A 24,651-nucleotide genomic window follows, 5' to 3' on the forward strand; every position below is an offset into this window, starting at 1 on the left:
GTATTATCAAATATTTGGTTCACCAACACCGTCGTTTATCAATAGATGTGATTGGTCTTTGGCTGAAATTACAACAGGTTCAATCGGCCACTTGATATCAAAGGATGGATCGTCCCAACGAAAACATTGCTCAAATCCAGGTGTGTAAAATTGAGTAACCTGGTATGAAACGTCGGTACGATCTTCAAGGGTGATAAAGCCGTGTGCAAATCCTTCGGGGACATATAACATTCTGTAGTTATCCGCTGTGAGTTCAACGCCAATCCACTGCTTGTAGGTCTCGGATCCCGCTCTCATGTCCACAATCACATCATAAATGGATCCCCTTGTGCAACGAACTAATTTCGTCTCTTCAAAAGGAGCCTTCTGCATGTGCATTCCTCTGAGGGTACCTTTTTTTTCATTGAAGCTGATATTGTTCTGAACAGCATTTGTGTTTAGCTTATATTCCTTAAACTCATCGCTGCAGTATGATCTGGAAAAAAAACCGCGTTCATCGGTTATGGGTTTAATGTCTATGATATATGCGCCTTTCAGCTTTGTTTCTATAAATTCCATCTGGATCTTTGATTAAATGTTTACCGCTTCGCTTTCTGCGACTTCGACAGATTTAAAATTCCATTGCAAATCTTCACTTAGGTGATTCTTTTCCTGCAATGCATTTAATATTCTCAACCTCATAAACGGGGAGTTATGAAAATTAACGTTGTCGAATTCCATACTGACCAGCCCGTTGTAGATCTCCATGATGGTGTCCTCTAGATTGCAAAGGGGTTGAGCCTCTGGTGCCAGCTGTTCAAACAGAGAAAAATCTACTTTGTATGATCTTTCATCTGGTGTGGCATTTTTATTGATATCGATTTCCACGCCAGGGATGGCTAGTGCTACTGCATTGGCCAGATCCACAACCTGGTAATTCCATCTACGGCTGCCTGCATTCACAGCCAGGAATTCACCACCACAATCTTTTTTTCTGTCGATTGCCCAATTAATTGCTCTGGCCATATCCTTAATATGAATCAGAGGTCTCCATGGGCTTCCATCGCTTAAGATTTTTATTTTCCCAGAACTTACCGCCCCGGCAACAAAATCGTTTAAAACTAAATCAAGTCTAAGCCTTGAACTCATTCCGCACGCGGTTGCAAATCTTAAACAAGTGATAGTAAATTCATCGCTTGCCAGATCTTTTAGGTCATGTTCTGCGTAAACTTTAGATTTTGCATATGCGGTGAGTGGATTAAGCTTGGAAGTTTCAGTTTTTGCAGGACCATCAGCCTTCCCATACATGCTGCAGCTTGAGGCAAATACAAATGCATTTGCGCCAGCAGCTTTCGCAACTGTGGCTATTTTGATGGCAGCTTTATAGTTGATATCATAGGTCACTTCCTCATAGCGATTACCCATAGCATCATTGGAAATCGCAGCCAGGTAAATTACTTTATCTATCCCATCAAGAAGCTCAGCACCCAAGTCCCTTACATCTCCAAAAATTTGCTGATCCAATTGACTCTCTGGAAAAAACGCTGCGTTTGTGAGTGAGGATGCAAAATAGCCCATATCATAGCCGATTAATATAGCCTTTGGGTGATTTTTACGCAGCAGGGTGATGACTTCCGGGCCGATGTAGCCCATGTTTCCGGTTATAAGTATTTTCATTTTTATTTGCTTGGATAAGGGTTTCTATAATGCGCTGATTTCAGTGGAGGCAATTTTATGCATCAGGGATTCCCAATGCCATGGCGCAATTCCCTGTTGCCAAAGATCTTCCAAAACTGTTCGATCACGAAGGGTATCCATCGGTTGCCAGAATCCAGTGTGTTTATAGGCGGCTAGCTGACCATCCTTTGCCAGATTTTCCATGGCTTCTTTTTCCCACACCGAATTGTCATCCTCGATGTAATCAAAGATTTCTGGTTCCAGTACAAAAAAGCCCCCATTGATCCACGGCATTTCTGAACCATTTGGTTTTTCCTGAAATGATCCGACCAAATCTTCACCCTCAGGTAAGTTGAATACTCCGAATCTTCCTGGTTGCTGAACAGCAGTCAGCGTGGCATATTTGCCATTTTTTCTATGTGTGTTGATGGATTGAGTAATATCTACATCACTTAACCCATCGCCGTATGTCATGCAAAAAGTTTCGTTGTCAAGGTATTTTTCTACTCTTTTTAATCTGCCCCCAGTCATCGAGTTGTGGCCAGTATTTACCAATGTCACCTTCCAGGGTTCTGTCGCATTTTTATGGACTTCCATGGAATTGGTTTTCATGTTGAAGGTAACATCTGAATTGTTAAGGCAGTAATTTGCGAAGTATTCTTTGATGACATGGCCTTTGTAACCACAACAAACAATAAAGTCATTTATGCCATGACATGAATATATTTTCATGATATGCCATAAAATGGGCATTCCACCAATTTCCACCATGGGCTTGGGTTTAATACCACTCTCTTCGCTGATACGGGTTCCGAATCCACCCGCCATAATTACTGCTTTCATACTTTATACTTGATTTTTTGACTGCTACTTTGAACCCCCTGCCATTTATTTTCTCTTAAGATCACAGGCATTCTTTATTTGGTTAGTTCTGGGTTTAGGTCGATTATTAAGTTTATGCTTGTATTGTTTTGCGTTCTTAAAACTTCTTGCAACACCCTAGAGGGTAATTATCAGGTTTTAGAACATAGTACTAAATTATGCCAACGTCAGGGCCACGACAATAGCCCTTTAATACTAGAATGTGACAAAAAAACAAGGGCATTAATACCCTTAGTTGAGCGCTTACAATACTTCGGCAACCCCCTAGTAAATGACATTTAATTTATCATCGAGCAGCGATTAAAAACTTTTATGGCCGTAATTTTTCTGGGAATATTTTTATTTTCGTTTGGCTAATTTCTTTAAACCAAAATAATGGGCACATGAAATTAACTGATAGGTATGGGGTAATAAAATAGATCCTTTTTGCTAAGTGAGCAGTGCGTTTATGATCGGGATATTAGTGGTCGGTGGTATTTTTCCTGGATAAGAGGGCTGTGTTAACTAATGAGGTCAGGCTGCATGATGGAAAAAGACACCTCGACGTAGTAGTAGAGACATATTAACTAAAGCCTTCCGTTGCAGAAAATGTTTATCAACATGGTGAGTTGTCTTTGGAGGCTAGCTGAATGAAGTAGCACTAATGAATGTTGCTCATAGCCCGCTAGAAATGGAGAAAATTTGTATGCGTGAGCCCGTCATTGCTTTTACTCACTGGTTGATCATGCTAGGATTTTTTTACTAAATGCACTTAGCTTGCCTGTAAGGTTGATTTCTCAGCCGCTTTTAAGCCAGTTGGCAATGGTCGGCCTAAAACTTCGAAGAAACTTCTGGCTATACTGGAAGTTAAAAGCAATAGATTGTATTTCTCATCCACAAACTTTCTGCCTTTCAATCCCATTTCCTTTGCGATTTCCGGGTTTTCTGTCAGGTAATTGATCGCTTTGGTCCATCCTTCCACGTCATTATATTTAACTTTAATGCCAAAGCCCTCTTTCTCTACATCAAATGGAAAGTAAGGATTATCTGAGGTTATAATTGCGGTTTTGAGCGCCATTGCCTCCACTAAGGAAGTCAGGCCAACGGTATAGTTGTGCTCATTACAGGATACTACTGCGCATAGGCTGTTGTAAACTTCATTTGCCAAAAACCTATTGGAGTTTTTGGTGTCAACTAGGGTGAAATCTACGTTCGGATACCGCTTGGCATAATCCATCAATAATTTTTCATTGTTCATCTTTCCGTGAACTTTGGTAGTATATATTATTAGGTTGCTTTGAGGCAACCTGGAGAAAGCATGAATAAGGGTAGGGAAATCACGATTTTCTCTTCCTGTAGAACAAAAGGTAGTATTAAGGGGCTTTTCCTTACCCATCATAATCTGATCAAAATACTCTGCATCCGGACCCCATTGTATCTGCATCATTTTGTTTTTTTCTATCAGGTTTGCACGCTGGCTTTCTTCGATATGTTTAGTGGTAAACATCGGGATTTTATCAAAGCCACTGTAATATAGTTTAAGTAATCGATTGATTAGTGGTTTGCTGGCAGGCTTGATTGCCCTGTGGTGCCACACTACAATAGGTTTTCGAAACAATCCCAGACTTCTGAGTAATACCACAAGTTCAAGCCCATATGGAGTGCTTCCGTAAATTAAATCGAATGATTCACTTTGGAAAATAACTTGTATAGCAACCTTAATGGCTAAAATTATTCTATTTCCCAAATAAGAATTTTCAAGATAAGAAACCTTTATACCGAATTCTTCCATTCCCAATACACCATTGAAGAAGTGACCCGGTAGCGCGTTCGTTTCTGTTTTTTTTAAAAAACGATGATAGTATAAAATTTTCATAACATCAAAATCGGAGATAAGCATTGCCTGGTATAAGGGGTGGTAAAGCCGCTAAAATATTTTTCATCAGATATTTGGTTGAGTTAACGTTTGGAGAATGAGCGTATTTTTTTCAAGAGAAAGCGCAGGATCATTTAGGGTATATATTAAAACATTTATTTTTTGGCAACGAAATAACTGTTTTCAATTCTTAAGTTTCAATAGGACAAATATATAGTAAACCAAACTTGCCCGCAAGGATTCTATGCGATTAAGCTGATACAGTCAACCTTTTGGCAAGAAAACGATTTTCCAGGGTGAGTTATTTTTTGATTTTATAGAGGAAGGTTAAATTGTGGAGCGTCGCAAAGTCATTTAGGGCCAATATGTGGCCTTAATGTATCCTAGAAGAATAATAGCGACCTTATGAACTTCGAATTGAGGCCTGAAAACGAATTATTCTATAAATAAATCACACTTTCTAATGCCGTTCTAATGTGTTTTTTGGTGTAGTATTTATAATACTTTTTTGCTCTAAATTGTAATCATAGCCCTTTGGGGCTATTGATTTTACAACGCCAATGATGGACTTTCGTAACGGTGATTTTTATGCACCAAACATCTTTCACATTTATAACTCCTAATTTATGAATAAGTATTATTTCTTATTGATTTCCGCCATGATTTTACTCATGAGCTCTTGCGGATCATATAAAAACATCCCCTACTATCAAGATCTTGAAAGAAATGGGCCGACCGTCGATCAGGTAAAAAATTATTCCCCATTGACCATTAGACCGAACGACATCTTAGCGATTAAGGTGAGTAGCAGAACCCCAGAGTCGTCATCCATTTTCAGTTATGAGCCTAATAATCAACAAAACGCTATTCCAGGTTATCAGGTAGATACCAAGGGTAATGTTCATCTTCCTGTGATTGGAACATTAAAAGTCGAAGGGCTGACAACCACTGAGCTTCAGGAAAAGATGAATGTCGCACTTTTAAAGTTCTATAATGATCCGGTAGTCAATGTTCGTATCCTTAATTTTAAGGTAAGTGTATATGGCGATGTGGAGCGACCGAACGTCTATACCCTGCAGAACGAACGAACCACCATTACCCAGGCTTTGAGTTTAGCGGGTGATTTAAATATCACAGCGATGAGAAAAAGCATCATTTTGGTGCGGGAGGAAGATGGAAAAAGACAGTTTATTCCCATCGACCTGACCTCAAAAAAGGTTTTCGAATCTCCATATTATTATGTCCGGAACAACGATGAAATATACGTGCAGCCAGATCGTACAAAATACGCAACCGTCGACCGGGGATATAGAACAGCTACGCTTGTTTTGTCCGGACTCTCTATTATAGCAATTGTTCTCTCTAATATATACAGGTAGGCAATTATGAGTACACAACAAGCCCAGTTCGCACCAATGATGTTGGGTGAACGATCAAAAAAAACCGAAAACTGGAAGGTTGTATTAAATAGATATATTTTTCACTGGCCGTTGTTTTTAATTTCAATCCTGCTCACTATCGGTCTTGCTTTCATTTATCTGAAAAGGTATAAGCCAGTCTATGATGTTAAAGCAACGATCATTGTAAAGGATAACAGCAAACAGAGTAGTGGAAAGAATGACCTGCTGGATGAAATTGGTATCTCCAACTCTCCTGATCTGATTGAAAACGAAATCAAGGTTTTAAAATCAAAGCAGCTGCTCAGCAGAATTGTGGATGACCTCCAGCTTTGGGTAACCTATTACCAGAAAGAGGGATTAATTACGAAAAATGATGCATTGACCTCTACGGATATGTATCTGGAGAGTCCGGTTAAATTCGTGTTGACGAGTGTTAAGGGCAATCTCAACAATCAAGGTATAAAGATTAAATTGATTGATAATAATCATTTTGAACTAATTTCCAAGGATGGAAAGTCAACTGCCCTTTCATTTCACCAGGAATATCACGATAAATTTGGCAACTGGAAACTCGTTCCAACTCAAAAGTTAAAAGCATCCAAGGGCAAAACACTTGTCATTTCTCTTACAGATCCTGGGACCAAAGCCTTGGATTTGCAAAAGGGAATAGAGGCAAGCCTGTCCAGCAAACTGGGAACATCTATTGACTTAGCTGTATCTGATGTGAATGAGCAGAGGGGAAAAGATATTCTCAATGCTGTCATCGCAAATTATTATTCTGCAGCAACGACGGGTAAGAACTCTGAGCTAAAGCAAACGCTTGAGTTTTTAGACCAACGGTTGGCCTCGCTTACAAACGAACTTTCTACAGCAGAAAAAGGTATAGAAGGTTTTAAGAGCAGTAAAGGTTTAACCGATATCAGTTCCCAGTCTGAGATCAGTTTGCAAAATCTCCAGGCCAACGATTCGAAGCTGAATGAAATCAACCTTCAGCTGAATGTGATCAATGGAGTTGAGCAGTATGTAAATTCATCCCGTGAGGGAAATAAGATTCCATCAACAATCGGAATAAATGATGCGACCCTGTCTAGCGCTGTTGAACGCTTAAGTGTGATTCAACTTGAACATGATAAGATGGCCGCCAATATGCCTGAAACAAATCCTGAATTTGACCCCATCAACAGACAGCTCAAAACAACCAAAGGCGTTATTCAAGAAAGTGTAAGAAACATCAAACAAAATTTGCTTAGTGCCAGAAATAAACTCCAGTCATATAACAATCAATTTGAAGCCTCTATTCGGGATATCCCTACAGAAGAGCGTCAGTTGTTAAACATCAAAAGGCAACAGTTAAGTAAGGAAAATACTTACACCTATCTCCTTCAAAAAAGAGAGGAAGCCGCAGTAAAATACGCTTCCAATCTCTCCAATAGCAGAATTGTGGATGATGCTTATGCGGAGACGCCAAAAAACAAAAAACCTTTTGTTTTTCTATTGTCATTGGTATTTATGGTTGCAATGCCGGTAGGATTGATCTACGGACGAAATGCATTGTCAGATAAAATTCTGGTTGCAGAAGACATTACCAAAATTGCTGATGTTAAAATTGTTGGAGAGATTCCCTATCAGGGGGGAAAGGATCCCATTGCCATTAACAGGACTACCGTTAATGCGGTCAGTGAGCAGCTCCGGGCATTAAGGATTAAATTATATTACCTGCATAATAGGAAAGAGACTGGCAGGGTAACTTTGGTAACCTCCAGTGTATCAAAGGAGGGTAAGAGTTTTACGACTGTAAATCTTGCTGCAACGCTTTCCCTTGCGCAGAAAAGAACTGTTGTGCTTGAGCTTGATATGAGAAAACCTAAAATTGCGAAGTATTTTAGGTTATCGAATGAGAAAAAAGGCGTAACAGATTATTTAAATAACAATGCCAGTGTTGATGAGATTATACAAAATAGTGGCATTAACAAATTCTTAGACGTTATCCCTTGTGGACAGATCGTAGATAACCCATCGGAACTGCTTGAAACCAGGCAGTTAAAGGATCTGATCACAAAACTGGCTGCAATCTATGATGATGTGATTATTGACAGTCCACCGGTTCATTTGGTGCCGGATGCAATATTACTTTCAAATCTAGTTGACGTAACGCTTTATGTCGTTAGACAAGGATTTACCGGCAAATCAGAAATGGATTTTCTCAAATCGCTGAAGGAGGAAAATCACCTGAGAAACCCATATGTAGTGTTCAATTCAATTGAAAGAGTAAAACACGGTTATGGATACAGTTATGATGAATCCTATTATAGCAATGCTAAAAAGAGTATTGTGTCCCAAGTTTTTAGTGATTTTAGAAATAGGTTTTAAGCCGAAAGTCCTTAAAAAATTAGTAAACCAAACTCAAGTAAGATCATGTTATTTAAAGGCGCATATAAATTAAGTGAACATCCCCAGATTATAGGTATTCAGGATTATGAAGCCCTGGAACAGCTCGCTAAAAACAAAAACAGCGAAGATTTGATTGCATTCGTCCATTTGACATGGAACCATGCAAAACTTTATAAGATGGTTGAGAAGAAACTATTTTTCAGGAAGCTTAAGAAATTGGGTGTGCAACCCATTATGATGTGCAATTCTTCATCTGAGGACCGCTATCGGAGCATTTTTCAAATTCCTGGGATGAAGTGTCCAATCTATGTATATCTTAATGACAAGGATTATTTCGTTGAAAATGTGGAAAAGCGGTTCGACGCTATTTATGCCGCGCAGATTATTCCTTTCAAGAGGATTGGCCTGGCGCGAGAAATTGAAAATTTATATATCTTAACCTATACCCAAGGGGCAGGTGAGAGAGAAAACGACCTCTATGCTGCCTATCCCGAAATGAAACATGCGGATTTCAATAGAAACTGGAAAAATGTATCAGAAAAAAACAGGCTTTTCAATGAATCACGGGTGGGATTATGTCTTTCAAAAGAGGAGGGTCCAATGTTAGCAAGTTTGGAGTATATGCTCTCTGGGATTCCTGTGGTCAGTACCAAAAGCACTGGCGGCAGATCTGAATATTATGATCCTGAGTACACTGCAATTGTGGATGATAATCCCAGGGCAATTAAAATAGGTGTGGAAAATATGATTCAGCGGCAGATCGATCCAAAATATATCAGGGAAAAGACCCTGTTGAAATTGAACAAGGATCGTGAAAATTATGTTGAAACCATTGTCGCGCTACATAAAAAGCACTCCGGTGAACAACTATCTGGAGCTGATCTGATGAAATCCTTGTTTACCAATCCCCTTGATCGGTTCGCTGCGATAGATTCACTAATGGCGCATGGGTAGGACAGGGTCTATGATAAATTTAAAAAGTGCATTGAAATTCGACACATTCAAAAGAGCCGAAATTCAATCGAAATTACGGACTACCGGTGTATATCTGCTTGTTCCTATTGTTAATTTTAGCGTTTCGATATTTACCTCTCCCTTATTTGCCAAGTATCTGACGGCTGAAGAGTTTGGTTATTTTGGTTACTATACCTCATTGGTAGGATTTATAAATATTTTCTTTAGTCTTTCTTTCACCACCTATTACATGTCTGTTTATTACGCAGAGCAGGATAGGAAAAAGGTTTTGGTAACTCTGACTTCAGCCTTAGTGCTGTGGAATATTGTATTTCTTCCCCTGGTTTACGGGGGGGTAGTGCTTTTCTTAAAATTGTCAAATTCACAGGTTCCCTTGTATCCATTTGCGCTATTGACTTTTGTCGCCGGATCGATTGGGGTGTACAAAAATTTTCTGCAGATCAACTATAGGCTTGGCGGAAAACCGCTTTCCTATTTTTTCATTGTATCAGGATACAGGATTCTCTCGACATTTCTGGGGCTTTATTTAATTATTGAAATGGACATGAACCTAGCAGGAAGAATGCTAGGTCTTTTAATCATAGAGGTAGCCTTTTGTCTGCTTTCTTTGATTCATATCTATAAAGGGCTGAGCTTTCATATTGACAAGAAGATCTTAAGAAGTGCTTTAAAGGTGATTCTGCCGCTGCTTCCTGCCTCCTTACTCTATATACCCATCATTGGGTTTGATAATATCGTTTTGGAAAGACTGGGCGCCCCGAAAGAAATGGGATTATACAATATCGGCAAGGGTATCTCTACTTATGTGTATACGGCGTTGTTTCCATTTTTTCAAACCTTTGAGCCCAATATCTACAAATATGCGAGTCAGAAAAACGTAACCCAGCTCAAGAATACTTCCCTACTACTGGTCGGTATAGTCATATTAAGCATCATCACCTTTTGGATAATCTCACCGATGGCCATTAATTTCTTAACTGACGGCAGGTATCCGGGAGCCGTATTTTATGCGAATATTCTTGTGATCACTAGCGGTCTGATGATTATATTTTCAATATTCGATGCCATTATCAATGCGCTTCAAGCTACAAAGCTACACTTGTTTATCAACGGCACTACAGCAGCATTTTGTATTGTGGCATATTTTATTGGAAGCATCTATTTTAAACAGGTCGGCGTGGCGCTTGCATCTGTGGTATCCTATTTATTCCTGATCATTCTGCAGGGCATTTTTATCGTAAAGAAGTTTAGGAACTTTAAACCAGTATTATTGAATCAATAAGTAAATTATGGCAAAGACTCCAATATTGCTAATCACTTTCAGCAGGCCTGATACCACCAAACATGTTTTCGAGGCCATCAGGGATTATAAGCCCGAAAAGCTCTATGTCTTTTCTGATGGACCAAGGCAAGAAAAATATGCGACGGACAGCCCAATGATCAATGAGACCAGGAGTTTATTTGACGATATAGATTGGGATTGTGAGGTGATAAAGAAATTCAATACAGCCAATCAAGGATGTGGGGCTGGGGTTTCGGGCGCAATAAATTGGGCTTTTGAAACAACAGATAGATTAATCATCCTGGAAGATGATTGCCTTCCCTCACAATCTTTCTTTCCATTCTGTGATCAATTGCTTGAGAAATATCAGGATGATCAAAGGGTGATGCATATTGCAGGCACCAGATGGAATGAAGAGTTTCAAATCAAGGGAGATAAAAATTATTTTTTTAGTCGATACGGACATATCTGGGGCTGGGCAACCTGGAAGCGCGCTTGGGAAAGCTATGATTTCCAGATTAAAGCATGGCCTGAATTTAGCCAGACTGAAGCGCTCAATACAATACTGGATAACTACTTCCCATTGATTAAAAGATGGGAGTATATGTTTAATGATGTTTACCATCAACAGGCAAAACACACATGGGATTACCAATGGCAATTTGCCATATTCAAAAACAATGGATTATGCATTACCCCGGTAAATAACCTCATTACCAATATTGGTGATGTGGGTGAACACTTCAGTTCGGCGACCAGTGCACATCACCGGGATCGCACTGAGTTTATCGGAGAGCCTTTGGGACCTGATGGCCTCCGCTTTGAGGATGACTTTGATGCCTACCATGGTCGCACGTTTTTTTTAGAAGGTAGGAGTCCAATTAAGCTTTTCTATGATCAGACGATCGGTAAGCTTATGTATAAATCATTAAAAGCAAAGGAAGTAAAGTAATGAAGATTTTGCACATATGTTATTCTGATGGGGGCGGGGCAGGAACAGCCGCAGTCCGTCTGCATAAAGGGCTGCTTGAAATAGGCGTTCAAAGCAAGATGCTTGTTTTGAATAGAAATTCCGGAAATGAAAGGGATATTTTTGAATTTCCAAAAGGAAATCGTATGGGTTTATTATTGATTAGAATTTTAAAAAAATTAGGGTTTCCCCAAACCCTTGAACATAAAAACGATAATAACTATAGAAATTTTACTGGTCATTTTGAGTTTTTCTCCTTTGCGAAAACTTCCTATTCTCATTTGGCCAGTCATGAGCTGGTGCAAGAAAGCGATGTCATCAATTTACACTGGGTACCAAATTTCTTGGACTATAGTACGTTTTTCAATTTATTAAAAAAGCCCATTGTTTGGACCCAGCATGATATGAATGCTTTTCAAGGGGGATTTCACTATAAGGGGGATAGCTTGAGAAACCGGCATTTGGATCAGATTGATGGTGAGCAATACCAATGTAAAAAGTTGGGCTTATCTCATCTAAGGGATGCTGATATGACCATTGTCTCTCCCTCAAAATGGATACAGCAGGAAGCGTTGCAGTCAGAGAATCTAGCCCGCTTCAATAATGTGGTGATTCCAAACGGGATAGATCAGTCCATCTTCAAATATAGCGCCGGTGATCCCATTAAGAGAACAATGAATTTGTCTTTAAACAAGATCACGGTACTATTCATCTCAGAGACTATCAGAAGTTTTCGTAAAGGGTTTGATTTTGTAACCCAGCTGGTAAATGATCCGGCAATTAACTCGAAATTTGAGTTCATAGCAGTTGGAAATATTCCAAGTAAGGAGAAGAATCCAAATATCAGGTATTTAGGGAGTATCAAGTCAGAATTGGAGATTAGTCAGGTTTACAGTGCTGCTGACATCTACCTGTTGCCCAGCCGGGAAGATAACCTGCCAAATGTAATGCTGGAAAGTCTGGCGGTAGGAACACCAGTTGTAGGATTCAAAATTGGTGGCTTGCAGGATTTAATTGAGAATGGAGTGAACGGATATTTAGCAGAGGAATTGACGCTGGAGAGTTTGCGGGATGCGCTGATGGTTTGTGCAAATAACCTGGCACAATTCAATAGAGAGGGAATAGCAGAAAAGATTGGCGAAAAGTATAATCTGAAGGTCCAGGCCAATCATTATCACAGAATCTATCAAGAAATGATTAAATAGAGATGAGAATAAAGTTAAATGATACCTTATCAATCCTTCTGAAGATAGCCGCTGCTGTAGTTATCGGGCCCTTTACCTATTCTATTTATTCGCTTCCAGTAACGATATTGGCGCTGCTCTCGATTATCTTTTTATTTTATATCTCCCTTCATCAGAAAAATTATTTTTCTTTTCTAATGCAGCTTTTCATCTGTAATCATTTCAATTATGGCTATGAGATAGGCGGGGCATTTAACCTGGCGGCGACGATTGCCTTGATTGCACATCTGTTCATTCATGGCAAGTCATTTTTTGCTGAGACGAGTTTTAATAAACCGACAATTTTTATGATTGTTGTACTCTGCATTGTTGAGGTGCTGAGTCTTGCAAACAGCAATACACCAACAGGACTTCTAATCAGCTCTTCCATTACCTTTTTTAACTTCTTTTTTCTATTATTTTATTGCTCGAAAATCAGGCTCGATGAAAGCCATTATGTGAAGATCGTCCAGATTATCGGAATCTTTTTTATATATATGTTTGCCAATGCCTTGAATCAGCGGTACAATTTTTTCCATTCACCCTATGAATTTTTTCCGAATCTGGGCGAAGATATCGTCTGGGAGCTGGATATTCCCCGATCTGCAGGAACATTAGGTAACTTTGAGTTTTACGCAGAATATTCTATTTCTGTGATTGCCTTATCCCTGCCAGGGATATTGAGCGGTTCGTTTAAAAAGGTAAGTATCTGGTTTTTTTTCTTCACTATTTTGGTTTCTTTTTTAGGATTGTTTGCTATTGTGTTATCAGGAACCAGATCTTCCATTTTATTGCTTCCGGTTTTAATTGTGATGGCGATTTTATTTCTTGGAAAGCGGATCAGTGTAGTGAATATCGGATTAGGAGTGGTGGGTGTAGTGTTACTGTTTATTGTTAATGATTCCTATAATTTTTTTGACGTAGAAGTTTTTTCAAAGCGAAGTGAACAGGTGAACATGAACAGCCTTTCCTTAAAAAGCATTATGAGTGGCAAGGATATGAACAGGGGAGATATCTTTGAATATGGTTTTAAGAAAATAGAACGATCGGGTGGCTTTTTCGGAGATGGGTATTTTACAAAAAGAGACCAGTATATTACAGCCCATTTTGATAAGGCCCGTACTGATGGTATCCCGGATTATCACAACTTGTACATGAGTGCTGTGGTATTATGGGGTTACCTTGGTGCCTTTGTTTTACTGTTTCTGTTTTTCTCCTCCATCATCCGGGGATTCTTGCTGTATTTTAAACTCAAATCCTATAATAATTATTTAGTCGATCTTCTTCTGGGATTTAATCTGCTTTTTTTGTTTTTGATGATTAATCAGTTTAAGATTCAGTTTATACGTGATTCCAATTATTTCATGGTGACCTTAATCCTGTTGGGATTTTATAACTCCCTGATCTATCTATTGTCGACGCCCATCAGTGTTTACCCTTCAGCTCAAACAAGTAAATTATGAACATAGCCGTATTATTAACAACCTTTAATAGACGGGACAAAACGGTTATAAGCCTGGAAAGCCTGAAAAATCAAACATCGGTTGATAATGCCACACTGCAGATTTATCTAACCGATGATCATTCATCAGATAGTACTGTTGCCGATGTGCTGAAAATTTTTCCGCAAGCAAATATCTTTCAAGGTGATGGGCAGTTGTTTTGGGCCGGTGGTATGAGAAAATCATGGAGTGAGGCAGTAAAGGCTGATTTCGATTTTTATTTTCTGTTGAATGATGATACCATTCTTGAAAGAAATGCCCTTTCCACGATGATCGCTGCCTACCGGGAGCTCAGAGATGAATTGGGGAAAGGTCCGATTATAGTGGGTAGTACTCGCGAGGTAAGCGGTACAAAGATTTCTTACGGTGGTAAAAGGCTGATCTCCAAATTTGGTATCGGTTATGAAACTGTTTTCAATGAAGACAGACCGATGGAATGTGACCTGGGAAATGCCAATATTATGCTGGTTCCCCGTGAAGTTGTTGAAAAAATTGGTATTCTGTCCAAAAAGTATACCCATGGAATAGCAGATTATGATTATACGCTGACCGCTAAGCGAAGCAAGTTCAAAGTATATGTTGCACCAGGAGTTCTGGGTAGTTGCGAGGATGATCACGGCAATAGCTGGAAATCCCAGCACAGCACCCTTGCTGAAAGAGTAAAATTTTTAAAGAGTCCTAAGGGACTTGCATACAAGGAATATCTTTATTTCACGCGGAAATTTTTTCCAGCCTCATTGCCTTTTGCTTTTGCAAAATTATGGTTAAAGACATTGTTTCCTGTCATCTGGGATAAATTCAAAGTTGTTAATTGATTACACATGAATGTTAAAGAAAATAAAATCAAAATAGCCTATTTAACTCAGGTGCCAGGTCCATACAGGGAGCGGATGCACGAGCTGATTCACCAGAATCCTCAGTTTTCCTACGACGTGGTTTATTGTGCAAAACTGGAACCTAATAGAAAGTGGGTGTTGGATTATGGCAATTACAACATGCATTTCCTTACAGAAACGGCTAAGACGTTCAGGCATAATAATCCAAATGTTTGGCAATTATTGAAAAAACTCAATCCCGACGTATTGATCATTACAGCCTTTAAACCGACAATGCTTTATGGGGTGATTTGGTGTTTGCTGAATGGAAGAAAAATCATCGTTTACAATGATGGAACTTTTAGATCTGAGAAAGGAATTTCTTTTGTTCAAAAATCACTCAGAAAGTTCGTCTATCGCTTTACCTCTTCGTTTATGGCGCCGGGAAAAGGGACTGAAGACTTATATAAGAGTTACGGGGTGAGCAATGATAAGATATTTAAAAGTTGCCTATGTGTCGATAATTCACAATTTCAAAACACACCGAAGGATCTTCGAGAGTTTACTGTCATGTTCTCAGGCCAGATTATCGATAGAAAGCTTCCGCTGTTTTTTGCTGAGATTGCAGTGGAACTAAGCAAGCGGATTTCAGGATTCAAAGCGCTGATCATCGGAGATGGTGATCTGCGAGAACAGATGCTGGAAAAACTTACTGCCCATAATGTGGAATATGAATTCCCAGGCTTTCTCAATCAAAAGGACCTCCCGAGCTATTATGGTAAAGCAAAATTATTTTTATTTACAACCAAACACGATGAATGGGGTATCGTTGCCAATGAGGCGTGTGCAAGTGGTACTCCTGTGATTACTTCTTTGGATGCTGGAGCGGCCGAAGATCTGATCATACATGATTTTAACGGATATATTCTTCCCAACTCAGTTGATGTCTGGGTTGAACATATCCTTAAACTTTTACTCAATAAGGATCTTTACACTAAATTTTCTACTAATTCGATTGCCATGGTGTCTACCTATAACCATAACCAAGCTGCAAAAGGGTTAAAGGATGCCGTTCACTTTGCTTTGAATGGTACGAGTAATTCAATTTCTTCACAACCTATAACTGCCCGAATATGAAACCGCTCGAAAATAAAAAATTGAATGTATTGTTTATCCTGCATTTACCGCCACCAATTCATGGCGCAGCCATAGCGAATACCTACATCAAAAACAGTCAACTGATCAATTCAGACCATACTACAGATTATGTTAGCCTGTCGACAAACACAGTGCTGGCACAAACTGGCAAAGGGAGTATAAAAAAGGCTTTCAAATTTGTTGGTATTTTAGCCAAGGTGATAAAACTTATTGCCTCAAAAAAGTATGATTTGTGTTATGTATCCTTAACGGCCAACGGGCCTGCATTTTATAAAGACCTTATTGTTGTCGCTTTACTCAAGCTGGCAAATAAAAAAATCCTTTATCATTTTCATAATAAAGGCGTCTCGATGGCAAAACAAAATAATCTTAACGATGCACTATATCGTTTTGCCTTTAAAAACACCCAATCAATTTTGCTCTCCAAGTACTTATATCCTGATGTCGCTAAATACGTAGATGAGGCCCAGATACATTACTGCCCTTATGGAATACCAACCTCGGATCCCCGTTTAGTTAATCCAATGCGTAAATCCTCCGCTGCTAATCAAAAGATATCCTTGCTTTATCTATCCAATATGATGATCGAGAAGGGGGTATACGTATTGCTTGAGGCCTGCGTATTGTTAAAAAAAGAAAATATTCCCTTTACCTGTAATTTTGTCGGGGGATGGACAGATATCACTCCACAAGAATTTGAAGACTATGTACGACAAAACGATCTTTCTGATTGTGTTTTCGCACATGGCCCTAAATATGGAGATGAAAAACTGGCATTCTTTAATGAGGCTGACGTCTTTATTTTTCCTACATATTATCACTATGAAACTTTCGGTCTAGTGAATCTGGAGGCGATGCAGCACGGACTACCGATTATATCAACAAGTGAAGGCGGTATCCCTGATGTCATCGAAGATAATCAGACAGGCTTTCTAATTCCAAAAAATAATCCTGTTCAACTCGCTCAAAAAATTAAGTTTTTTGTAAATAATCCTACTGCCGGCGCGGTCATGGGAGATAAAGGAAGGGAAAGATTTAAAACGTTATTTACTTTAAACACTTTTGAGGAAAAAATCTCGGAAATCATCGGGAAAGCTGCAGGAAAAACTGTTCATGTCTAGGGAAAAAATGTATTATTTGTCTTACAATTCCTAAAAAGTGTGTCGTAAGATGCAAATTTTCAACCTTTTATGTAAAAACATTAGCATTTCGTCATTTTAATGTCTATTTTTGTTTAATTCCAAACAATTTAGCTGTTATCGGTAATAAACTCAAAATCTGATTGTTCATAAGATTAAAATTTACTACTTTAACAGAGAACAAACAAATTAGCTATTTTAAATGATTCAAAGTCTCCTAGATCATTTTCGAAATTTTCATTACAGAATATTACCGGGTATTAAAATACCAATAACTGCATTTTTAATTTTCTTTTTAAACGTTTGTAACGCAAGCACCTATTACTTTTCCTCAGTTTCCGGAAATGATAGCAGATCGGCAGCAGATGCGCAAAACCCGGCGACTCCCTGGAAAAGTATTGCGAAGCTCAATGCATTTTTTCCAAGCTTAAAAGCTGGGGATGTGATATCGTTTAAGAGAAATGAGGTCTTTCAGGGCTCAATACTTTTAAAAACCTCCGGAATAAGTTTCAACGCTTTCGGGACCGGAAGTAACCCCACGATCAGTGCAATGACGACGATCACACAGTGGAAATCCATAGGAAACGGAGTATATGAGAGTATCAGTACACTCTCAGCCGTTTCGGTGAACATACTGCTGATCAATAATGCAGTGCAGGAATTGGGTAGATATCCCAACAGCGATGCCGCCAACAAAGGTTACCTCAAGATCAAATCCAAAACTGATAATTCCATTACTGATAACGAGCTCGGCGCTGCTGTAAACTGGAAAGGGGCAGAAGTGGTCATCCGGAAGATGAACTGGATTTTGGATAGACATGCTATAACTGCTCATACGGGTTCGACCCTGGTTTATGACCGCGCGTCGAGTCCCTATACGCCCAATAATAATTATGGATATTTTATCCAGAATGATCAACGTACACTCGACCGCTTTGGGGAATGGTATTATAATCCGGTAAACAAAAAAGTGTATGTTTATTTTGGAGCCAGTATTCCCTCCTCTTATAAGGTAGAAGTGAGCACGATTGATAATATCGTAACGGCCAGCACTGCTGAAGGATCTAGGTCCCAGATTTTATTTGAAAACATCAATTTCAAAGGTGCAAATGCAAATGCATTTTCGCTTGCAGCTGGAACTAATTTTACCATAAAAAACTGCCGCATTGATTTTAGTGGCAACTCGGCGATTGATGCATCCGATATTAAAAACCTGACCATTGAAAACTGCATTATTACAGGTTCTCTGAACAATGCAGTTGATTTAACCGATCGTTGTACCGGTGCTGTGATCAAAGGCAATAAGATTGATAAAACAATGCCATTTTCAGGTATGGGGAAAAGCGGTGATCATAACGGGATGGCTATTTACGCCACAGCAAATAATACCCTGATTGATCACAACAGTATAACCAATACTGGCTATGTTGGAATTTATTTTGGCGGGGAAAACACGCATGTTAAAAATAATTTTGTGGATCATTTTTGTTCCATCAAAGATGACGGTGGTGGGATTTATACTTTTACCGGTGTGGTTAATACGAATTTTACAAACCGTTCTATCGTAAATAACATCATCACCAATGGAATTGGAGTGAAGGAAGGAACTATCGCCGAAAACGGGACCGTAGTTGGTATTTATCTCGATGATAATGTAACTGGAGTCAACGTATCAAATAACACCATCAGCACCATTTCTGACAACGGCATTTTTATTCATAATGCCAGAAATAATTCCATTACTCAAAATACGGTATTCAATTGCGGTGCTGCTTTTGGAACCGGTCACGACAATCTTGGATACGCTATTGCAAACATTTCGGTTTCAGAAAACATTTTTTTTGCAAAACATACCAACCAGTGGGCATCCAAACTGATCTCAAAAACCAATGATATCAGCAGAATAGGTTCCTTGGATAATAATTATTATCTAAGACCATTTGATGATAATAAAGTTATCCACACTCAACAGTTCATTCATAGCCCATCGTATCTTGAAATGAATCTGGATGTTTCAAACTGGGCAACACAGTTCAGTCAAGATAAAAATTCCAAGAAGTCCCCGCTGACTTTTCCTACTTTCATTCTTAACAAAGCGATTGGGACTAACAGGTTTCTAAATGGTAAATTTACCGCTGATATCGCAGGTACCATGTTTTATGGAGATGGTAGCACTTCGGCCCTGTTAGACAATACCAATAAACTGGCCGCACAAGGTTCGCTGAAGCTTACCAGTAGCGCCAGGTCTTATCTTTTGATTAACGTTGGAGCGGTAGATGCGGCCAAACACTATGTATTGCGATTTAAGGCTGCTGGTAGTAAGGATGCAAATATTAAAGCTTTTTTAAGGCAATGGAATGCGCCTCATGCAACAATATCAACGGTGAGTACAGTCAAACTTACTGGTGCGGTGACCGCTTATGAATGTGTCTTTTCATTTCCTACCTCCGAACCCAATACCTGCATCACTATTCAGTCGGATAACGAAAACCTGGTTTATTGGTTGGATGATATCGAATTCTCTGAAGCTGATGTGACCATCACCAATCCTGATGACTTTATCAGATTTGAGTACAATGCAAGTGATGTGGCGAAAGTTGTAAAGTTGGATGCGGCATACATTGATGCTAGAAATGTCTCATATTCGGGTAGTATCTCCATTAAGCCCTACGCCTCAGTAATTCTAATGCGCACATCAGCTAAAACTACCCCAGCAGCCCCCGCTGTTAAAGCGAATGACCAGACCGACTTATTAATCAGTACCCACAGCCAATATCAGAGTGAGATTATGGTTAGTGAAAATGGGGCAGCGTTCAAGGCGTATACGGATACTATAAAGGTCGGCAATGTCGCTCGAAATGCGGGCTATTGGAAGTTCAAAATTAAATCTGCCACGACCAGAAATGAAAGTGCTGTAGCATCAAGTCCTGCCTTTACAGTAAAGACCATACCAAAAGCCCCTGTTCTTACTGCTGATGACAACTCCAATACGCTCACGGCCACCCATGATTTACTTTCTTCTGAGATTGTATGGAGTGTAAACAACGGAAGCTTTCAGAGCTATACCGGTACGATCGCTGTAGGAAACGTCACCAGAGCAGCCGGCTATTGGAAATTCAAAATCAGATCTGCGACCAACCGAAGCGAGAGTTCGGTGATTAACAGTCCCGCCTTTGTAGCAGTCATCACCCCGAGTTCACCTGTACTAATGAAGAATGATGCTACCAGCACTTTATCTGCCACGCATGGCACCTATCCAGCGGACATCATGATGAGCGTGAACAACGGGGCATTCAAACCTTACACTGCAATAGTAAATGTGGGTACCGTTGCCCGGCCAGTTGGGTATTGGAAGTTTAAGCTCCGAGCGGGTTCGAACCGCAGCGAGAGTGCTGTGGTTCCAAGCCCCGCCTTCAGTGCAAAACTGACATCAAGCGCACCTGTGCTTTCCGCTGATGATCATGCAAACACCCTAATTGCCGCCCACAGTCAATATTCTTCTGAAATTGTGTTCAGTGTAAACAATGGAAGCTTCCAAAGCTACACCGGTAAAATCAGTGTAGGCAATGTTGCCAGGGCAGCCGGTTATTGGAAGTTCAAGATAAAAGCTGCAAGCAACCGTATCGAAAGTCCTGTAATCAACAGCCCCGCTTTTAGCATCGCCCCCACGGCAAAACCACCGTTGATTTCCGCTGATGACACCGCAAATACATTAATGGCGAATCATGATCAATACGCTTCGGACATTGTATTCAGTGTTGACAATGGCAGCTTCCAAAGCTATACAGGTAAAATTAACGTGGGCAATATTGCCAGGGCTGCTGGGTATTGGAAGTTCAAGGTTAAAGCTTCTGGCAATCGCGGTGAAAGTTCGGTCGTAAACAGTCCGATATTCAATAGCAGTGTAACAGTAGCGGCCGCTGTTAGCGCCAAAAGTGACGGTGCTAAGGCCATGGCTGCAAATCATGTTGCCAACCCGGCGGACATAGTAGGAAATGTTAATGAGCGTGCTGTAGCCTTCAGCCCAGCTGCTATAGTGCGAAAAGAAATTCTTCCTCCAAAAATTGTGGTGGACGATTTAGCAAATACATTATCCGCTGAGCATGATCAGTTTCCTTTTGATATACTTTATAGTGAGAATAATGGTCCATTCAAGCCTTATCAATCCCCAATCATGGTAGGCGATATTGCTCGTCCATCAGGTTACTGGCGCTTTAAAATAGTGAGCGGCATAGAGCAAATTGAAAGCACGGTAATCAGTAGCGCCCCATTTAAGAGCAGTTCTTTACCTGCAGTAACGGGTTTAGTCTTGTACCCCAACCCTGTAAGAACACTTTTAAGCGTAAAGCACCCGGAGGTAAACAATAACGGTTCTATTGACATTTTCTCTGTCAATGGTCAACGGGTAAAAAAAATCAATGTGGCCAGAGGGAGTAATTCAAGCGAAATAGATCTTTCCAGTCTGCCTGCTGGGACGTTTGTGTTGTTTTTTAATGACGGGGCCACTAAATTAACTCAAAAATTAATCAAAATAGATTAATGCTTTCTTGATTAGTTAAAAAAGGGCCGTGAAGCCCCTTTTTCAATTTACCACTGGATTACGGTAGCTTAACTCCTAAATCAGCTTGCCATAGCAGTAGTTAATTGCTTTTCATCAAAAGCATGGATGTAGGACATGGTGCTTTCAATATTTTTTTGCGATGAGGCACCGAATAGAATTGATTCAATATTGGGTAGTCCGCAGATATACTCAATTGCCTCCTCAGGTGGAATAGCACCGCCAGCCAGGACCTGCATTGCAATAAATCTTCCCTTTTTTGTTCTTAATACCTCTTCATATGCTTCAATGCTGCCTGACATTCTAAAGCCAACTTTATTAATAGAGCTACAGATAATAGGATTTTCAATTCCATTTCTTGTTAACACTTCGTGCAGTTTTGGAAGATTCATCGTGATAAAACCAGGCTCTGCATTATATTTTTTCTTGATGTGCGAGCAGAAAGCAACCAGCACCTCCTCACAGTTTAGTCCCAATAAAAGATCTGTGATCACATTCTGTAAAAATATAACAGGAGTATTAATTCCTTTGAACATTTTCATTTCAGCATCAATCATTAACTCGATAAGGGAGATATAATCTTTCGAAATAATTGCCATTCCGCCTTTAAGTATCGATCCAAACACATTACCGGGAACATATTGTTTTATTGTCCCAGAGATCCCCAGTTCAGTCACTGCATTTGCGTATTTGTGGGCATATGGCATACACGGAAAAATTTTGTAATCCGAGTATTCATCCGGATTTTTTCTGATGATATCACAAATTGCCACAATCCTGTCGTGGGTAGTACACATAAAGGTGTTCAACCCCACATTTTTTGCATTATTTAAGGTTTTCATGATCGCCTCATCAGTTTTAAACTGAATGGATTGCGCCCGCGATTTTTCATCTGAAATATGGTTGACGGCGAAAAATTGATTGTCGCCAAAAAGTATTCTGTCCATCATGATGTTTATCTATGTTGTTTAATTAATTCAATCACTTTATCAGTTTGCATAGCTTGCTGAAACGTATTTACGTTGTTGGGTTTTCTTTTTAATACCGCATCTACGAAATAGTCAATCTGTGCGGAATATTCCTCACCTCTCAAATTGAAGTTAACCTGATCGGTGAGGTCTGTGATGTATTTCACATTCCAGCCCTTAGTATAATCTTTTGTTTCATCTTTCAGATATAACTTCATTTCGTTAGCATCAGAAATGATTTTTCCTTTAGATCCAAGGATAGTTACAGTCGTAGACATTTTGCGGTAAGTTTCTTCACTCCAGTTAACCGAAAGAATACCACTTACATTATCTGTGGTGTTCATCACCGAATAAACAGCATCTTCAACGGTATTGGAATAAATCGATTTCAGTGTAGCACCTTTTACTTGGGTAATTGGAGAAATAATATCATTCACCAAATCAATTACATGTGATGCGTAATCCATTAAACATCCACCGCCTTCTTCAGGCTTAGACCGCCATGAACTTTGCTTAGGCTTGGTAACAACCGGGCCATAGGATTCGGCAACGAAGTGATACACATCACCTAACATGCCTGATTTGATGATTCTTTTAACTTCCTTAAATGTGCCGACAAATTTGTTGTGGTAGCCCACCTGATTAACCAGGCTCTTTTTAGCTGCCAGATCAACAAGTTCCTTCCCTTCGGCCGTATTCAGGCAAAATGGCTTTTCTGCAAAAACATGGATGTTTCTTTCCAAAGCAATTTTGATGATCTGGTGGTGGAACTTAGTTGGTACGGCCACAAAAACAGCGTCCGGTTTTGCTTTGTCAAGCATTTTAGTGAAATCAGCATAGCAATCCATTTTAGAATAGCGCTCTAAAAAATTGGTCACTATTTTTGATGTGTCACAAACACCAACCATTTCTACGTCTGGATGGGCTCCTAATATAGATAAATGGGATACGCCCATTTTTCCGGCCCCTACTAATGCAACTTTTATCATCTTTATATTTTCTTTAATTTTAAAAAAATCAATACCACGTGACCGAAAAAAGTCATTTGGTTTCTAATGTTCCTGCGGAATATTTCAGGTCTCTGAAATATTCGTATAAGCCAAGCCATTCTTATCTTAAACCAGAAGGGGTGAATGGCTTTTTGAGTTCCAGCAAACCAGTCAAACACATTTCCAATGCTGATCACAAGTCCTGCATCTATATCATCCCTGAACTGGGTAGCCCATTTTTCCTGTTTAGGGCAGGTCATGCCTACAAACAGAATATCGGGCTTAAATTTGTTTATAGCATTTAGCATGGCCTGATTATCTTCCCCAGAGAAAGTGTCTTTAAATGGAGGGGAATAGCTCTCTGCCTGGATATTGGTATAATCTTGTTTTACTTTGTCTTCGATTTTTTGTAGGGTCTGTTCACTTGAGCCTAAGAAAAATACTTTTCCCCCTTTTTTACTCATTCGGTCCATAAAGTGGTAAAAAACATCAGGGCCTTGATTTTTTTTGATATTTTTTCCTTTCAGCATCAATGAGGCAAAGGCGAAATAAACACCATCTAAAACCAGATAGTCCGTTTTCTTTAACGCCTGATTAAAAATGTCATCCTTAAGGGATAGTCCATATGAGTTAGGGCTTATGGTGTTAATGGTCCGACACTTATCACCACCGATTGCAATAGTATTCAGGTCGTCGGAGAAAACCTTGAAATTCATTACGTCTACAAATAGCTGGTTGTTCATTTCTCTTTTAAGATTCTCTTTGATTTGCGTTTTTTAGCTAGGCAACTAGTCCTGTTATTTCGTCCACTAAAGTCTAAATATTTACTCCGTAGCACAATAGCCCCATAGGGCTATGATTTGAAAATTTTAACTTTGCGCTTTTCTA

At 39.5% G+C, this 24,651-nt stretch carries 18 protein-coding genes; 11 read left to right on the forward strand and 7 right to left on the reverse strand.

The window, feature by feature from the left end; translation table 11 throughout:
* Positions 1 to 6 precede the first annotated feature (6 nt).
* The 4 genes from rfbC to OQZ33_RS02895 form a co-directional block, all read right to left on the reverse strand.
* Positions 7 to 558: a dTDP-4-dehydrorhamnose 3,5-epimerase gene (gene rfbC / locus OQZ33_RS02880; RefSeq protein WP_265797534.1), complete on the reverse strand. Its 552-nt coding sequence runs from the start codon at positions 556 to 558 to the stop codon at positions 7 to 9.
* A gap of 12 nt (positions 559 to 570) precedes the next feature.
* Positions 571 to 1,656: an NAD-dependent epimerase/dehydratase family protein gene (locus tag OQZ33_RS02885; protein ID WP_265797536.1), complete on the reverse strand. Its 1,086-nt coding sequence runs from the start codon at positions 1,654 to 1,656 to the stop codon at positions 571 to 573.
* Between the two features lie 24 nt (positions 1,657 to 1,680).
* Positions 1,681 to 2,499, reverse strand: a complete 819-nt coding sequence (gene rfbF / locus OQZ33_RS02890) for a glucose-1-phosphate cytidylyltransferase (protein WP_265797537.1) — start codon at positions 2,497 to 2,499, stop codon at positions 1,681 to 1,683.
* Between the two features lie 790 nt (positions 2,500 to 3,289).
* Positions 3,290 to 4,393, reverse strand: coding sequence for a glycosyltransferase (locus OQZ33_RS02895; protein WP_265797538.1), 1,104 nt, complete (start codon positions 4,391 to 4,393; stop codon positions 3,290 to 3,292).
* Between the two features lie 626 nt (positions 4,394 to 5,019).
* Here OQZ33_RS02895 and OQZ33_RS02900 point away from each other — a divergent pair.
* The 11 genes from OQZ33_RS02900 to OQZ33_RS02950 all read left to right on the forward strand — a co-directional run bounded on the left by OQZ33_RS02900 (position 5,020) and on the right by OQZ33_RS02950 (position 21,788).
* Complete coding sequence (locus OQZ33_RS02900; protein WP_265797539.1) at positions 5,020 to 5,772, forward strand: polysaccharide biosynthesis/export family protein; 753 nt, start codon at positions 5,020 to 5,022, stop codon at positions 5,770 to 5,772.
* Between the two features lie 6 nt (positions 5,773 to 5,778).
* Positions 5,779 to 8,163 carry a GumC family protein gene (locus tag OQZ33_RS02905; RefSeq protein ID WP_265797540.1) on the forward strand — a complete coding sequence of 795 codons (2,385 nt, stop codon included), beginning with the start codon at positions 5,779 to 5,781 and terminating at the stop codon, positions 8,161 to 8,163.
* 45 nt (positions 8,164 to 8,208) lie between these two features.
* Entirely contained in the window at positions 8,209 to 9,138 is a 930-nt protein-coding gene (locus OQZ33_RS02910) for a glycosyltransferase (protein ID WP_265797541.1), read from the forward strand.
* Positions 9,139 to 9,148: 10 nt separating this feature from the next.
* Complete coding sequence (locus OQZ33_RS02915) at positions 9,149 to 10,441, forward strand: lipopolysaccharide biosynthesis protein (RefSeq protein ID WP_265797542.1); 1,293 nt, start codon at positions 9,149 to 9,151, stop codon at positions 10,439 to 10,441.
* Positions 10,442 to 10,448: 7 nt separating this feature from the next.
* Entirely contained in the window at positions 10,449 to 11,393 is a 945-nt protein-coding gene (locus tag OQZ33_RS02920) for a nucleotide-diphospho-sugar transferase (protein WP_265797543.1), read from the forward strand.
* A complete protein-coding gene (locus tag OQZ33_RS02925) occupies positions 11,393 to 12,616 on the forward strand; it encodes a glycosyltransferase (RefSeq protein ID WP_265797544.1) in 1,224 nt (407 codons plus the stop codon). The genes OQZ33_RS02920 and OQZ33_RS02925 overlap by 1 nt, the downstream gene beginning before the upstream one ends.
* A 2-nt stretch (positions 12,617 to 12,618) precedes the next feature.
* Complete coding sequence (locus OQZ33_RS02930) at positions 12,619 to 14,097, forward strand: O-antigen ligase family protein (RefSeq protein WP_265797545.1); 1,479 nt, start codon at positions 12,619 to 12,621, stop codon at positions 14,095 to 14,097.
* The gene (locus OQZ33_RS02935) at positions 14,094 to 14,951 is read left to right on the forward strand and encodes a glycosyltransferase family 2 protein (RefSeq protein ID WP_265797546.1); all 858 of its coding nucleotides are present in this window, start codon (positions 14,094 to 14,096) and stop codon (positions 14,949 to 14,951) included. The genes OQZ33_RS02930 and OQZ33_RS02935 overlap by 4 nt, the downstream gene beginning before the upstream one ends.
* A gap of 6 nt (positions 14,952 to 14,957) precedes the next feature.
* Positions 14,958 to 16,088 (forward strand): glycosyltransferase, encoded by a 1,131-nt coding sequence (locus OQZ33_RS02940; protein WP_265797547.1) that lies wholly within the window; start codon positions 14,958 to 14,960, stop codon positions 16,086 to 16,088.
* Positions 16,085 to 17,230: a glycosyltransferase family 4 protein gene (locus OQZ33_RS02945; protein WP_265797548.1), complete on the forward strand. Its 1,146-nt coding sequence runs from the start codon at positions 16,085 to 16,087 to the stop codon at positions 17,228 to 17,230. The genes OQZ33_RS02940 and OQZ33_RS02945 overlap by 4 nt, the downstream gene beginning before the upstream one ends.
* A 220-nt stretch (positions 17,231 to 17,450) precedes the next feature.
* A complete protein-coding gene (locus tag OQZ33_RS02950) occupies positions 17,451 to 21,788 on the forward strand; it encodes a right-handed parallel beta-helix repeat-containing protein (protein WP_265797549.1) in 4,338 nt (1,445 codons plus the stop codon).
* Positions 21,789 to 21,868: 80 nt separating this feature from the next.
* Here the strand turns inward: OQZ33_RS02950 and OQZ33_RS02955 are convergent, their stop codons facing one another.
* From OQZ33_RS02955 to OQZ33_RS02965, 3 genes are read right to left on the reverse strand one after another with little or no spacing between them, the layout of a single operon-like run.
* Positions 21,869 to 22,756 carry a hypothetical protein gene (locus OQZ33_RS02955; protein ID WP_265797550.1) on the reverse strand — a complete coding sequence of 296 codons (888 nt, stop codon included), beginning with the start codon at positions 22,754 to 22,756 and terminating at the stop codon, positions 21,869 to 21,871.
* 5 nt (positions 22,757 to 22,761) lie between these two features.
* A complete protein-coding gene (locus OQZ33_RS02960; protein ID WP_265797551.1) occupies positions 22,762 to 23,763 on the reverse strand; it encodes a Gfo/Idh/MocA family protein in 1,002 nt (333 codons plus the stop codon).
* 2 nt (positions 23,764 to 23,765) lie between these two features.
* Positions 23,766 to 24,506 carry a WecB/TagA/CpsF family glycosyltransferase gene (locus tag OQZ33_RS02965; protein WP_265797552.1) on the reverse strand — a complete coding sequence of 247 codons (741 nt, stop codon included), beginning with the start codon at positions 24,504 to 24,506 and terminating at the stop codon, positions 23,766 to 23,768.
* Positions 24,507 to 24,651 lie beyond the last annotated feature (145 nt).

Origin of the sequence: Pedobacter sp. MC2016-05 (genome assembly GCF_026239735.1) — a bacterium.
Classification (GTDB): domain Bacteria; phylum Bacteroidota; class Bacteroidia; order Sphingobacteriales; family Sphingobacteriaceae; genus Pedobacter.